The organism is Nocardia sp. NPDC050406 (genome assembly GCF_044459025.1).
Classification (GTDB): Bacteria; Actinomycetota; Actinomycetes; order Mycobacteriales; family Mycobacteriaceae; genus Nocardia.
The window spans coordinates 77,351-90,605 of the sequence record NZ_JBITIM010000002.1; the positions used below are offsets into that span (position 1 = coordinate 77,351).

At 69.3% G+C, this 13,255-nt stretch carries 12 protein-coding genes; 8 read left to right on the plus strand and 4 right to left on the minus strand.

Annotated elements, in window-relative coordinates; translation table 11 throughout:
* Positions 1 to 258: 258 nt before the first annotated feature.
* From ACIBH2_RS13860 to ACIBH2_RS13880, 5 genes are all read left to right on the plus strand, one after another.
* Positions 259 to 1,272 (plus strand): alpha/beta fold hydrolase, encoded by a 1,014-nt coding sequence (locus ACIBH2_RS13860; protein ID WP_397117205.1) that lies wholly within the window; start codon positions 259 to 261, stop codon positions 1,270 to 1,272.
* Positions 1,273 to 1,422: 150 nt separating this feature from the next.
* Positions 1,423 to 2,400 carry an ornithine cyclodeaminase gene (locus ACIBH2_RS13865; RefSeq protein ID WP_397117207.1) on the plus strand — a complete coding sequence of 326 codons (978 nt, stop codon included), beginning with the start codon at positions 1,423 to 1,425 and terminating at the stop codon, positions 2,398 to 2,400.
* A complete protein-coding gene (locus ACIBH2_RS13870) occupies positions 2,397 to 3,734 on the plus strand; it encodes an alanine racemase (RefSeq protein ID WP_397117209.1) in 1,338 nt (445 codons plus the stop codon). The genes ACIBH2_RS13865 and ACIBH2_RS13870 overlap by 4 nt, the downstream gene beginning before the upstream one ends.
* Positions 3,731 to 4,798: a PLP-dependent cysteine synthase family protein gene (locus ACIBH2_RS13875; RefSeq protein ID WP_397117211.1), complete on the plus strand. Its 1,068-nt coding sequence runs from the start codon at positions 3,731 to 3,733 to the stop codon at positions 4,796 to 4,798. The genes ACIBH2_RS13870 and ACIBH2_RS13875 overlap by 4 nt, the downstream gene beginning before the upstream one ends.
* Positions 4,799 to 4,810: 12 nt before the next feature.
* Entirely contained in the window at positions 4,811 to 6,226 is a 1,416-nt protein-coding gene (locus ACIBH2_RS13880) for an MATE family efflux transporter (RefSeq protein WP_397117213.1), read from the plus strand.
* Between the two features lie 12 nt (positions 6,227 to 6,238).
* Here ACIBH2_RS13880 and purU read toward each other — a convergent pair whose 3' ends face one another.
* On the minus strand, positions 6,239 to 7,123 hold the full coding sequence (purU, locus tag ACIBH2_RS13885) for a formyltetrahydrofolate deformylase (protein WP_397117215.1): 885 nt from the start codon (positions 7,121 to 7,123) through the stop codon (positions 6,239 to 6,241).
* 49 nt (positions 7,124 to 7,172) lie between these two features.
* Positions 7,173 to 7,730: a GNAT family N-acetyltransferase gene (locus ACIBH2_RS13890; RefSeq protein ID WP_397117217.1), complete on the minus strand. Its 558-nt coding sequence runs from the start codon at positions 7,728 to 7,730 to the stop codon at positions 7,173 to 7,175.
* Positions 7,731 to 7,801: 71 nt separating this feature from the next.
* Here ACIBH2_RS13890 and deoC point away from each other — a divergent pair, with 71 nt between their 5' ends.
* Complete coding sequence (deoC, locus tag ACIBH2_RS13895) at positions 7,802 to 8,461, plus strand: deoxyribose-phosphate aldolase (RefSeq protein WP_397117219.1); 660 nt, start codon at positions 7,802 to 7,804, stop codon at positions 8,459 to 8,461.
* A 121-nt stretch (positions 8,462 to 8,582) separates the two neighbouring features.
* Here the strand turns inward: deoC and ACIBH2_RS13900 are convergent, their stop codons facing one another.
* Positions 8,583 to 9,950 carry an LmeA family phospholipid-binding protein gene (locus ACIBH2_RS13900; protein WP_397117221.1) on the minus strand — a complete coding sequence of 456 codons (1,368 nt, stop codon included), beginning with the start codon at positions 9,948 to 9,950 and terminating at the stop codon, positions 8,583 to 8,585.
* 112 nt (positions 9,951 to 10,062) lie between these two features.
* Here ACIBH2_RS13900 and ACIBH2_RS13905 point away from each other — a divergent pair, with 112 nt between their 5' ends.
* Both ACIBH2_RS13905 and ACIBH2_RS13910 read left to right on the plus strand, forming a co-directional pair.
* Positions 10,063 to 10,665 carry a type IV toxin-antitoxin system AbiEi family antitoxin domain-containing protein gene (locus ACIBH2_RS13905; RefSeq protein ID WP_397117223.1) on the plus strand — a complete coding sequence of 201 codons (603 nt, stop codon included), beginning with the start codon at positions 10,063 to 10,065 and terminating at the stop codon, positions 10,663 to 10,665.
* A 57-nt stretch (positions 10,666 to 10,722) separates the two neighbouring features.
* A complete protein-coding gene (locus tag ACIBH2_RS13910) occupies positions 10,723 to 12,231 on the plus strand; it encodes a hypothetical protein (protein ID WP_397117225.1) in 1,509 nt (502 codons plus the stop codon).
* On the opposite strand, the gene ACIBH2_RS13915 is transcribed toward ACIBH2_RS13910, so the two are convergent.
* On the minus strand, positions 12,228 to 13,232 hold the full coding sequence (locus ACIBH2_RS13915; RefSeq protein WP_397117227.1) for a glycerophosphodiester phosphodiesterase family protein: 1,005 nt from the start codon (positions 13,230 to 13,232) through the stop codon (positions 12,228 to 12,230). The two genes, ACIBH2_RS13910 and ACIBH2_RS13915, sit on opposite strands and share 4 nt — an antisense overlap.
* Positions 13,233 to 13,255: the final 23 nt, after the last annotated feature.

The following is a 13,255-nucleotide window of genomic DNA, read 5'->3' on the forward strand; positions in this document are numbered from 1 at the left end:
CACGCGACAACGGCGTCGCGTGTGCCGCGCCGACAGGTGGGGTGAAATCACCCCTTGGGGGCGCTGTCGTGGGCATATTTCCGGCCCAAACTGTGTTGTAGGTAACACGGTACCGGCAAGCTCGGGCGAATGCCCTTGCGGGAGAACGGGTATTCATCAAGAGCAGCCGCGGACGACCGAGTGCCGCCAATTGGGTGCTTGCTATTGCTAGCACTAGTGCTAACTCGGTAGTGTGCCGTAGGACACAAAGGAGTGCTCATGCTGGTGAAACTGCCCGCAGCGGTGACCGATCTTCGGGCCGACGCGCTGACCGCCGCGTTCCGAGCGAAATTGCGGGCTCGGACCTATACGACCGCGTCGTTCAACACCCCCGAGATCGCGCCCGACGTCATCGACGTGAAAACCCGTGATGGGGCGAAGCTCCGGGTGCACGCCTACGGCCCCGCCGACCGCGATGTCATCGTCTTCGCGCACGGCTGGTCCTGCTCACTCGAGTACTGGTACCCCCAGATCAACGCCTTCGCCGGTGATTACCGCGTCATCGCCTTCGATCAGCGTGGCCACGGCGAAAGCCAGCCCGGCAAACTGCCTTTCAGCGCCGATCAGCTGGCCGACGATTTCTCCGCCGTGCTCGACGCGGTGCTGCGGCCCGGCCAGCGGGCCGTCCTGGTCGGCCACAGCATGGGCGGCATGACCATTCAGGCGTGGGCGCGCAAGTATCCCGAGCAGGTGTCGCAGCGCGCCAAGTCGGTGCTGCTGGCCACCACCGCCGCGCATTCGATCGCCAACCGCGCCACCGTGATTCCGTTCATCAACGATGTGATTCCGGGCCCGCAGTGGCTGGCGCTGGCGCTGTTCGGCACGCCGGTTCCGCTGCCGGGCGGGCCGCTGGTGAACGCTATCGCCAAGGCGCGCTTGACCAATCCGTCCGCCACCGCGGAACAGATCGCCTTCAGCCTCGCCATCGTCCGCTCCTGCCGTCCGGCATCGCGGGCGGCCGTGGCCCGGGGGCTGATCAACCTGGACCTGACCGGCGCGGCCGCGAACCTCTGCGTGCCGACCACCGTGATGGCCGGTTCGCACGACCGGCTGCTGCCGGAGCTGCATTCGCGCGAAATCGCCGACACCCTGGCGGCCGCGGGCTATCTGGACCGCTACGTCATCCTCCCGACCGGGCATCTCCCGAACATCGAGGCCGTCGAGGAGTTCAACGCGGAGGTCGAGCGCGTGATTCGCATGGGCCGTCGCGGTCTCGTCGCCGCCGCCGGATAACCGGCACCGAGCGCCTCCCGGCGCGACAGGCAAGGTCCTCGCGCCGGGAGTGCTTTCAGTTCCACGAGTGTGAGTGGCATCACCGCGTCGATCTAGTGAAAACGGTTTTCATTTTGCTTTAGGGTTGGGCGGAACGCAGGAGGAGTTCCATTGCCCAACGCCATGCACATTCTCACTCGCACCGATCTCGCCGATATCCATCTCGCTCCCGCCGAAGTCATCGAACTCGTGACCGAGGGCTATCTGGCGTACGCGCACAACGAATCTCGGTGTCCGGTCAAGCTCATGATGCCGATACCGAAGGCCGAGCGCGACGCCGTCTCGTACTCGATGCTCGGCTACGACGGCTCACTGGAGCAGGTCGGCTTCAAGACCTCCTACCGGCAGGGGAGCGAGAGCGCCGAAAAGTACTACACCACAATCAGTTTGTACGACGACGTGACCGGGCTGCCGTTCGCGTTCATGGACTGCCAGCGCATCGGCGCGTCCCGCACGCCCGCTACCACCGCCATCATCGCCAAGCACTGCGCGCGGCCGGACGCGCGCAGCGCGCTCATGCTCGGCACCGGTGTGCAGGGGCGAAATACCTTGCCGTACTTGCTGACCGCGCTGCCGCGGCTGGAACGGCTGCGGCTGTTCGGCACCCACCCCGACGGCATTGCCGAGAGCATCGCCAGCCTGCACCGCTGGTTCCCGGATCGGGAGATCGAACTCGTCGAGGATGTCCCCGCCGCGGTCGCCGACTCCGATATCGTCGTGGTCGCTTCGGGCCGCGCGGCTCATCCCCAGGTGCGCACCGACTGGCTGCCACCGGGCGGACTGCTCGTCTCGGTGGCCAGCAAGGGTGTGGCGAGCGGTGCGCTGCGCGACGCCGATTACGCGATCGCCACCAGCGCTGGACAATTGGGCGTCACCGGCACTCGCCTGGCGGGACCGGACGGCGAGGTGACGCTCGATGCCGAACTGCCCGATATCGTGGCGGGCCGGGCTCCGGGGCGGCGCGGCGACGACGATCGGGTCTTCGCCTTCTCCAGCGGGATGATCATCACCGATATGCCCGTGGCCCACGCGCTGGCCACCCGCGCGGTGGCCGCCGGGCGCGGACAGCGGGTGGAACTGTGGTCGTGAAAACCCTTGCGGCGCCGTCGCTGCCCGCGCTGGAGCCGGACTGGCAGCGGCGCGTGCGCGCCGACGCACGGCTGCTGTTCGATATTCACCACGCGATCGGCGGGCCGTTCCATATCGTCCATCCCGAGCAGTTCGCCCACAACCTGCGAGCGTTTCAGGGCACCCTCGCCGGTCATGGGGTGGCTGGCCGGGTCTACTTCGGCAAGAAGGCCAACAAGGCGGGAGCCTGGCTCGCGGCGGCGGCCGATGTCGGCGGCTCGGTCGATGTCGCCAGCGAACCCGAACTCGTCCACGCTCTCGCGCACGGTGTGCGCGGTCGCGATATCGAGGTGACCGGGGCCGCCAAGAACAGCGCCCTGCTGCGGCTGGCGGCCCGGCACGACTGCGTGGTCGCCATCGACGCGCTCGATGAACTGGACCGGCTCGCGGAGGTGGCGGCCGGTGCGGGTCGCACTCGAATTCTGCTGCGCCGCTTGCCACCCGGAGCGCCGCACAGCAGGTTCGGCCTGTCGGATCGCGATCTGGCGACGGCCGTCGCCCGGTGCGCGCTGCTGAGTTCGGTGGTCGAGCTGATCGGCTTCTCCTTCCACCTCGACGGGTATCAGGTCGCACCGCGCGCGGAGCTGGCGCACGAGCTGATCGACTGGTGCCTCGACGCCAGGGCGCGCGGGCTACCCGTGACCAGCCTGTCCATCGGCGGTGGCTTCGCGTGCAACTATCTCGACCCACGCGATTGGGCCTACTTCACCGAGAACCACAGCGACGAGTGGTTCCACGCGGGGAAGCGGTTCGACAAGTTCTACCCCTATGCGCAGGGCCCGACCGGCGCGGACATGCTCGACGCCATCCTGTCCTATGTCCACGGCGGACACAGCCTCGCGAAACGATTGCGCGACAACGATATAGAGCTGATGTTGGAGCCCGGCCGCGCACTGCTCATCGACGCCGGTTTCACCGTCTTCCCGGTGCTCGGCTTCAAACGCAATGCCGAGCACGGCATCACTGCCGTGCAGGGCTTGAGTATGAGCGTCTCCGAACAGTGGAAGGGCAGCGAATTCCTGCCGGACCCGATCCTGGTGCCGCACAGCGTCGATGCGGAGCCCGAGCCCGTCGCGACCTGCGTCGGCGGGGCCAGCTGCATGGAGTACGACGTGCTCACCTGGCGCAAAGTCCCACTGCCACAAGCGCCTCGACACGGCGACCTGTTGATCTACCCCAATACCGCCGGATACCAGATGGACAAGAACGAGAGCGAATTCCACCAGCTGCCGCTGCCGCCGAAGGTGGTCGTCACCGAGGAGTCGGGGCGCTGGCGCTGGCGGTTGGACCGATGACCGCGCAACTGCCCCGGCTGCGCGAGAACGTGGTGCGCTACGCCTCGGAACTCATCGGCGCGACACCGCTGCTGGAGCTGGTCACCACGGGCGCGGGCAGTCGAATCCTGTTGAAGCTGGAGCAGTTCAATCCCACCGGGTCGGCCAAGGTGCGCATGGCGCGTGAGATGGTGTTGGCCGCGGAGCGGGAGGGGCGGCTGCGGCCCGGCGGCCATATCGTCGAGCCGACCTCCGGCAATACCGGCACCGGGCTGGCGCTGTTGGCCCTGGAGCGGGGCTACACCTTCACCGCCGTGGTCGACGGTCACGCTGCCGAGGACAAACTGCGCGCCATGAAAGCCATGGGGGCACAACTGGTTCACGTCGACAGCGATGGCAGCGGCGGCCCCAGCACCGTGCAGCGCAGGCGCGTCGCCGACGACATCGCCTGTAGGACCGGGGCTTTCCGCCCGGATCAGCACAACAATCCGCACAACAACGCCGGATACCGGGAGCTCGCGGGCGAACTGCTCGCCGATCTGGAGACCGATGTCGACTATCTGGTGGGCGCGGTGGGCACCGGCGGATCGCTCTGCGGCACCGTGGCGGAGCTGCGCGCACTCGGCTCCTCGGTGCGCGCCATCGGCGTGGAACCGGTGGGCTCCATCATCTTCGGCGGTGCGGGCGCACCGTACTGGCAGACCGGGGCGGGCAGCCCGTCCGGCTTCCCGGTCGGCGCGAATGTGCGCTACGACCTCGTCGACGAGGCCTGTCAGATCGGTGACGTGGAGGCCTTCGCCACCGCGCGGGTGGTGGCGCGGCGCACCGGCATGCTGGTCGGCGGCACCGGGGGAGCCGCCATCTACGCGGCGCTGCGGCGGCTGGTGCAGTTGCCCGCCGACAGCACCGTGGTGGTGCTGGTGTGCGATGCGGGCGAGAAGTACCTCGACTCGGTGTACGACGACGAGTGGCTGCTCACCCGAGGGCTGCGCAACGACGCTGTCCAACAACGCATCCGCCGACTGTTCACCGCCTACGACGAATCGCTGCGACTGGCTGGCTGCCGGGTCGGCACCGGGAGCTGAGGACAAGGACGAATGCTCGACAGAACGCACTGGAACGACTACCGCGCCATTGTGGCGCTGGCCGCGCCGATCGCCGGACTGCAATTGGCCCAGGTGGCGCTGACCACCGTCGATCTCGCCATGATGGGCCTGCTCGGCATCGCCGCGGTGGCGGCGGGCGGGCTGGCGCTGCTGCTCTACAACCAGCTGCGCACCATGTGCGTCGGCATGGTCACCGGTGTCGGCAATATGATCGCGGCCGCCGCGGGGCGTGGCGAGAAGCGCACCGGCACAGACGAACTCGACGAGGATGCCGGTGCGGAGATCCGAGGATACGTCCGCGCGGCCCTCGCCGTGGCCACCGTGACGGCCATGGTGGGCGCGGCGCTGCTCGTCGGACTCGGCTTCGCCCTGGCCTGGCTCGGTCAGGACCCGGATGTCCTGGAGTTGGCCCGGCCCATCATCTGGACGCTCGCGCCGGGACTGATCCCGATGCTGTGGCTGAATGTGTTGCGGCAGTTCTCCGTCGGCCTGCGGCGCGCGGGGTCGCTGCTGCGGGTGACCCTGGTGTCCATCGGGGTCAATGCCGTGCTCAACGCGTTGTTCATCTTCGGTTGGCTCGGGCTGCCGAAACTCGGCCTCGCCGGAATCGGCCTGTCCACCACCCTGGTTCAGCTCTGGACCTTCGGCACGTACCTGTGGACGGTGCGCCGCGACCCGGTGCTCGGGCCGTTGCTGTCATTGCGCATCTGGCGGGCCGACCCGGAGATCGTGAAACGCATTGTCCGACTGGGTACGCCGATCTCGCTCACCTACGGCGCCGAGGCCGCCATCACCTCCATCGCGACCGTGTTCATGGGCACCTTCGGCGCGGTGCCGCTGGCGGCCAGCAATATCGTGAACAATCTGGCCTACATCGTCTACCAGGTGAATATCGGTCTCTCCCAAGGCTCTTCGATTCTGGTCAGCCGCACCATCGGCCAGGGGCGAGCGGATCGGGTGGGCGGTATCGCCCGGCGCACCGTCACCCTCGGATTCGCCTTCATGACCGTCATCGGGCTGCTCTACGTGCTCTTCCCCGACGCGGTGCTCGCGCCCTTCCTGGGCGCCAGCCGCGACGACACCGAGGTGGTGGCCGCCGCGTCGGTGCTGCTCTGGTTCGCCATCGCGCACCAGTACTGCAAGGGCGCGCAGAACCTCTGTATCGGATTGCTGCGCGGCATCGGCAATTCGGCAGCGGGCCTGAGCAATACGCTCATCGGCTACTTCGCTCTCGGGGTACCGGCCATGGTGCTCTTCGGGTACGGGCTGGGCTGGTACGGGCCCGGGGTGTGGCTCGGCCTGTGCCTCGGATTCGGGGCGACGGCGGCGCTGGTGTGGCGCACCTTCCTGCGGCGGCTGCGTACGCTCGGCGAGCGGACGCCGGAGGCGCTGGCGGCGGCGCGCTGAACGCCGATCGGATCAGTTGAAGACGACGGTGCGGCGGCCGTGCACCAGGACGCGGCCCTCCAGATGCCAGCGCAGCCCGCGCGCGAGCACCACGCGCTCGATATCGCGGCCCTGACGCACCATGTCGCGCACGGTGTCGGCGTGGTCGATACGGCTGACGTCCTGCTCGATGATCGGACCCGCGTCGAGTTCGGCGGTCACGTAATGACAGGTCGCCCCAATGAGTTTCACGCCTCGGGCGAAGGCCTGGTGGTAGGGCCGCGCGCCGACGAAGGACGGCAGGAAGCTGTGATGGATATTGATGGCCCGGCCCGCCCAGTGCGCGCACAGCTCCGGCGGCAGCACCTGCATGAAGCGGGCGAGGACGACGGCGTGCGGGTCGTGGGCGTCGACGAGTTGGCGGACCTGGTCGAAGGCGGGTCCGCGCTCGGCAGGGTCCTTCGGGAACGGCACGTAGTGGAATTTCACCCCGTGCGCCTCGGTGATCCCGGCCAGATCAGGGTGGTTGCCGATGACGGCCTCGATGGTGGCGGGCAGCTCCCCGCTGAAGGCGCGCCCGAGCAGATCGTGCAGACAGTGCCCGTCCTTGCTGACCAGCAGCACCACCCGGCGCTTCTCCTCGGAGTCGAGGACCTCCCATTCGGTCTCCGGTCCCAGCTCGGCGGCCACCGCGGTGAAGCGGTCGCGCAACTCGTCGAGGTCGAAGGGTACGGTGGCCGCCTCGATCGCCTGCCGGGTGAAGAACCACCCGGTCTCGAGATCGGAGTGGTAGCCCGCCTCCACGATGGATCCGCCGAAATCGGCCATGAACGAGGTGATGCGGGCAATGATGCCGGGACGGTCGGGACAGCCCAGCGTCAGCACATAACGTCGATCGTCTCCGGCGGCAGAACTCATACCGAGCATTCTCTCAGTGCCCGGGTTGTGACCTGAGCGGGGCCGCTGCTCAGAGCTCGTAGAACGGGTCGGCGTAGCGAAAGTCGCCGGTCATCTCGTCCTCGTAGGCGCTCAGCGGTCGGACCTGGAAATGCGAGGTCCACTCGGGGCGATCGGGGGCGATATTCAGCCGTACGCCCGGGACGAAGCCGAAGCGCGGGTAGTAGTCGAGGCTGCCGAGCAGGCCGACCAGCGGCTCGTCGAGCGCGTCGGCCGCGCCCAGCGCCGCGTGCATGAGCGCCGAACCGACACCGCCGCCCTGATGGTCGGGCCGCACCCCGATCGGTCCGAGCGCCAATACCGGGAAGGGGCCGACGGCCGCGCGGGTGAGGCAGACGTGGCCGAGGATTCGGTCGCGCCCCTCGGCCACCATGGACAGGGTCGGAATCCACCCCGAGTTGTCGCGCAGCCGCCGCACGAGATCGACTTCGGGGGGATCGGCGAGGGCGGGTGCGGCCTCCTCGGGCCAGGTCTCGCCGTGAGCGTTGGCGTATTGGGCTGCGAAGGCGCTGCGATGCACCGCGGCGATGGCGGCGAGGTCGCTGGGACGCTCGCGACGGATCAGCACATCTACGAGTGTGCGGGACGGCGGTGCGCACTCGCAATGAAATTGCCACCGATATGCCAAACTCGCATCCCATGGCACAGCTATCCCGCCGGGACGTCGCGGCACTGATCGATCACACCCTGCTCGCGCCGGAGGCCACCCCCGCCGATGTCGCCACGCTGGTGGACGAAGCCCGTGAACTCGGCGTGTTCGCCGTCTGCGTCTCCCCGTCCATGCTGCCGCTGCGCGCCCCCGGCCTGGCGGTGGCGACCGTCGCGGGTTTCCCGTCCGGCAAACATCATTCGCTGGTCAAGGGCAGCGAGGCGCGGCTCGCGGTGGATCAGGGCGCGGACGAGGTGGATATGGTCATCGACGTGGGCGCGGCCGTGGCCGGGGACTACAACGCGGTGCTCGCCGACATCATCACCGTGCGCGAGGCCATGGGCGACCGGGCGCTGCTGAAGGTGATCATCGAATCGGCCGCGCTGACCGACGAGGCGATTGTGGAGTGCTGCCGGGCCGCCGAGCGCGCCGGTGCGAATTTCGTGAAGACCTCCACCGGTTTTCATCCCGCCGGAGGCGCGAGCGCCCATGCCGTGCGCCTGATGGCGGAGACGGTCGGTGGCCGCCTCGGCGTCAAGGCGAGCGGCGGAATCCGCACCGCCGCGGCGGCGGCGGACCTCATCGCCGCGGGCGCGACCCGCCTCGGCCTGTCCCGTTCCCGTGAAGTGCTGGAGGGCTTCCCAGCCTGAGCGCGGCGGCGACAGCTCGGCGGTGCCCGCGAACGCACCGGATGCGGCCGAGCGAGTGGCGCGACGAAAAGAGGCGCGCCGCCCGGCTTTCGGGCAGCGCGCCTCTGGCGAGGTCGCGTGATCAGCAGGTGACCGCGGTATCGCTCTGCGCGGGTTCGAGCTGAGCCTGGCCGCCCGCGAGGGTCACGTGCAGGCCGTCGTTGGTGACCTCGACCTTGGTCGGCTTCAGCCCCATCGGGTAGCTCTGCAGGCTCTCGGCCATCACGTCGACAATGCCCTCGACGAGATCGGTGGGCAGGCCGAAGCCGAGCAGCGAGGCGGATTCGGTGGTCACCTCGACCTTGTCGCCGACCACATGCGGCTTCACCTGAAGCCCGGCCAGTCCGCCCAGCACCGCGAAGGTGAGGGTGCCGTCGGCGGGATTGGACTCCACACCACTCACCAGGCCGCCCAGGGTCTTGGCGATACCGTCGTTGCTCCAGGTGACGTCGGCCGAGGAGCTGCCGATGGTGCCGCCGCCGCGACCCTGGTCGACCACCTCGATATCGTTGAACTTCGCGTGCACCACCATGCCCACGGCGGGCCCGAACTTGGTGTCGTCACTGTTCACCGTCACCGAGCCGACCTTGTTGTCGAACATGGTGATGAGCATGGGCTTGGCCCCGAACGACACATCGATCTTGGACCCCATCTGCTGCTCGAACTGCGAGCTGATGCACCGCTCCACGGTCCGCCGCGCGTACGCCTCGCCCCCGGCGAGCCCCGCGACCGCGAGCAGCGCGACGACAATGCCGACGATCAGCAGGGTCCGCCGCGAACCGCGCATCCAGGACGAACCTCCCTGTGCTCCCTCGTTTCCCGGCGGCGGTGGCGGCACCGGCGGCTGTTGCCCGCCCCCCGGCGCGGCGGCACCGGCGGCCATGGCCGCGCCCTCCGCGTCGAAAACCTCGGTGCCGTGCGCGCCCATCACCTTGGTGTCGTGGCCGCTGGCCGAAACCCCTTGCGCCGCAGCCGCTCCGGCATGCTCTTCGTCCACGGGATAGGCGGCATACGGCCCGGCGTCGGAGAGCGGCGTGCCCGCCGCGAACACCTCGGTCGGATGTTCGTCGACACCCGATCCGGTCGCCGCGGGATTCTCCGCGTGGTCGGGCGCCGCGAAGATCTCGGTCGGGGTCGAATCGGAGACACGCACGCCCTGACCGATGATCTCGGTGGGCTGATCGCTGCCGGGCGCGGCCTTGATGGTGGCGTCGGGATCGGCGGTGGCCGAGCCGGATTCGGCCCGGACGGTGTCGTCGGTGGGGTCGGGGGCTGCTGGGGCGGACGTCCCGGCCTGTCTCGCCAGGCCCGGCTCGTGCGTCACTTCGGTTCCGGCGGTACCGTTCTCGTCGGCGGGGGCGCCGCCCACGAGCGTGGCATCCGGGTCCGAGGCGTGGGGCGCATCATCGGTGCGCTTGGCCGCGTCGTCCGAGGTGGGTTTCGAGCTCATGCCGCCGATTCTTCCCGAGGTTTCTGTGTGGGCTCTGTGCTTCCGATGAGGTGTTGACCGAACCCGGACGGAATGTGACATAACGCACAGGCGATCGGCGTAGCCTGATTCCATGGCTGGGGACGCCGCAGCGGAGCGGGATGCGGAGCGCGGCTGGCGGGCCTTACGGCGGCTGGCCGGTCGACACGCGGGATATTTCACCACGCGCCAGGTGCTGCGCACCGGCTGTGAGACGCGGATTCGCGACGGTCTGCGCGACGGCTCGATCACCCGCGCGGGCGTGGGTCTGCTGCGCCTGAGCGATTGGCCGGAGGGTCCGCTCGACGAGTACGCCATGTGGTCGGCCTGGTTCGACGGCGCGGCCGCGGTCTCCCATCACAGCGCGGCGGAACTGCACGGATTGGGCAGGCTGCGCCCCCGCTTCGTGCACATTTCGGCGGGTGTCGGCCGGTTCCCGCTGTCGCCGCGGCTGGTCGTGCTGCGTCGGGCGCTGACCCGCACCGATGTCCAGTCGGCGGGCGCGTTCCTGGTGACCACGCCCCTGCGCACCGTGCTCGATCTGGCCGAAGCCGGAATCGGTCAATCCGCGCTCGACGAGGTGGTGGCCGACGCCGTGGCCATCGACCGGTGCGCCAGCGCCGAAATCCGTTCCGCCAGTGCCGCTCTGCCGCCGCCGACCGCGACCCGCCTGCACCGGGCCCTGACCCGTGCGTGATTCGCGCCGCGAGCTTCGAGTTTTGCGCGGCGCGCTTTCGTGGCATGGTGACCGATCATGGGGCTAGTCGGGTGTGGCATGTGGGATCTGAGCTTTCCCCCCGGACCGCCCGATCGGGTCGCGGATATGTTCACCGCCGCCGTGGTCGCCGACGCCGTGCGGCGCTTCGACGCCGATCTGGCGCAGTCGGTGGAGACGTGTCGGGATTGGCGGCGTGACTACCGCCGCGTGTTTCGAGGTCTGACCGCGCTGGCCGTGACCGCACCGTCGGTCTCCCTCGGCATCGCGCAGGAGGGGCTGGAGTCCACTCGCACCATGCTGCGTTTCGCGGCCGGGCGCACCGTCACCTCGCTGCGGGCGGTCGATGTGCGGGAGGCGGCCGACGACGCCGAACTCGCCACCGGCCGTGTCGACGGCGAGGCCGAGCCGGTGCGGCGGCTGGAGGTGCCCTATCGCGGCGAGACCCTGGCAGGGGACGCGCTGCGGCGGCAATTGGGGCAGTGGCGGGACCACGGCATCGTCGAACCCGGGTTCGCGGCGGCGGTGGAACGCGTCATCGACCATCCGGAGTGGTTGGCGCTGCCCGGTTTTCGACTGACGGCGGTGGGCGCGACGGCGCATCTGGGTCCGGTGCGATCGCTGCTGTCCTGGGGCGCGCAGGTGCTGGCCGTGGACCGGCCGGGCCGGGCCCGCTGGGACCGGCTGTACGCCGCCGCCCGGGCGGGAGCGGGCACGCTGCGCTTCCCGGTGACCGAATCCGGTCCGGGCGTCGACCTCACCAGACACTTTCCGGCGCTGGCCCGCTGGATCACCGAGCACGCCGATATCCGCCCGGTGCTGGGCCTGTACGCGAATCTCCCGGGGGCCGCCGGTATTCGACTCTCCGCCGCCTCGGATGTGCTGGCCGAGGCGGTGCTGCGCGACCGCCCCGATACCGCCCTCGCCTACCTGGGCGCGTCGACCGACTGCTACGCCGTTCCGCCCGCCGTGGTCGAGGAGGCGCGGGACCGCTTGGCGCACCGCGGCTTTCAGGGCAAGGCCCAGGACCTGGTGCACCGGGCGGTGTCCGGTTCGCTGTATCGACCCAACTACGAACACCCGGTGCGGGAGGCCGACGGCGCGCGATGGGACCTGTTCGACAATCTCCCGACGCTGTTGGGGCCGGATTACGCCCTGGCGCAACGCCTCCCGCGCTGGCGCGCCGTGCTCGCCCGCGCCGCCGGTCACACCGTCTCCTACACCGTCACCCCACCGGCCTGGCCCACCGATATTCGGGAGAGCCCGTGGCGGCCGACCGCGCTACGCGGCGCGGATCATTACGGCATCGAGGTCTTCGACCGCGCCACCATCCGGCCGCTGCTGGCCGCGAAGCTCGTCGCCGACCTGTTCGCGCCCGACGAGCCGGACCCGAACCCCGACGCCCTGTTCACGAAGGGCGCCGCGCACGGCGGCCTGTGGCGTCAGCCCTTCCATCCACAATCGCTCATCGCCCCCTCGACCCTGCTGGGCGGATTGGACGCCGTCCGCGATTTCGGGGCGCGCGGTATTCGCCGCTACTTCGGCTAGTCGCGCTCGCCCGGCAGCGGCAGGCCCTGTTCGCGCATGACCTCGCGCAGCCGGTCCGGGTAGTCGGTGATGATGCCGTCCACGCCCTTGTCGATGAGCTTGCGCATGGCCTCGGGCTCGTTGACGGTCCAGGGCACCAGCAGGATGCCGTGCTCGTGGGCGGTGTCCACCAGACGCTGGGAGATGACGGGCATTTGCAGCCTGCCCTCCGGCGGCACGGCGTGAATCGGCGAGAGGGCCGTCGCCCCTATGGATTTCGCGCCCCGGACCAGGCTCTCGCTCTCCCAGATCAGATTCAGCCCGCCCGTCCACGGCGACAGTGGATACACCTTGGTGATGTCGGTGAGCGCGTACAGCGGGACCGTCGGATCGGTCTGGTGCACGAGTTCGAGTGTGCCCCAGTCGAAGCTCTGGATGACCGCACGGTCCTCGACGCCCGCCGATCGGATCTCGTGCAGCGCCTGCTGGACGAATTGCCCTCGCCCGGCGGTGGTCTCGCCCACCGGATCGTTCTTCAGTTCGATGCTGAACCGCACGGTGTCCGCGCCACGGTCGGCGGCCAGCGCGAAAACCTCCGCCAGCGTGGGCATCTTCGCGCCGGGCGCGGCCTGCTGCCCGGGGTAGGCCGATTGCGTCTTCGAACCGCAGTCCAGGGTCCGCACCTGCTCGAAGGTCAGATCCTTGATGAGCTTGCCGACATAGGGATACTGCTTGTCACCGGCCGAAACCGGCGCGGTATCGGTGCATTTCGCCTCGTCCACCCGCGCGTCGTGGCCCACGACCTCGCGCCCGTCCCGGGTGATCTGGATATCCAGCTCCAGGGTGGTCACGCCGAGCTCCAGGGCGTTGGCGAAGGCCGGGATGGTGTTCTCGACCACCAGCGCGCGTCCGCCGCGATGGGCCTGGAGGTCGAAGGCGTCCGTCGCCGCGCTCGCCGTTCCCGGATGGGTGAACAGCGCGGCGCCGAGCGTCGCGACGGTGGTGGCGAGCCGAATTCTCAAGAGCACGAACCTCTTCGCTGAGG

What these genes read in the sequence shown, in the direction of transcription:
- ACIBH2_RS13860 (WP_397117205.1), top strand. Translation starts at nt 259, where the DNA reads ATGCTGGTGAAACTGCCCGCAGCGGTGACCGATCTTCGGGCCGACGCG.
- ACIBH2_RS13875 (WP_397117211.1), top strand. Translation starts at nt 3,731, where the DNA reads ATGACCGCGCAACTGCCCCGGCTGCGCGAGAACGTGGTGCGCTACGCC.
- ACIBH2_RS13880 (WP_397117213.1), top strand. Translation starts at nt 4,811, where the DNA reads ATGCTCGACAGAACGCACTGGAACGACTACCGCGCCATTGTGGCGCTG.
- purU (WP_397117215.1), bottom strand. Translation starts at nt 7,123, where the DNA reads ATGAGTTCTGCCGCCGGAGACGATCGACGTTATGTGCTGACGCTGGGC.
- deoC (WP_397117219.1), top strand. Translation starts at nt 7,802, where the DNA reads ATGGCACAGCTATCCCGCCGGGACGTCGCGGCACTGATCGATCACACC.
- ACIBH2_RS13900 (WP_397117221.1), bottom strand. Translation starts at nt 9,950, where the DNA reads ATGAGCTCGAAACCCACCTCGGACGACGCGGCCAAGCGCACCGATGAT.
- ACIBH2_RS13905 (WP_397117223.1), top strand. Translation starts at nt 10,063, where the DNA reads ATGGCTGGGGACGCCGCAGCGGAGCGGGATGCGGAGCGCGGCTGGCGG.
- ACIBH2_RS13910 (WP_397117225.1), top strand. Translation starts at nt 10,723, where the DNA reads ATGGGGCTAGTCGGGTGTGGCATGTGGGATCTGAGCTTTCCCCCCGGA.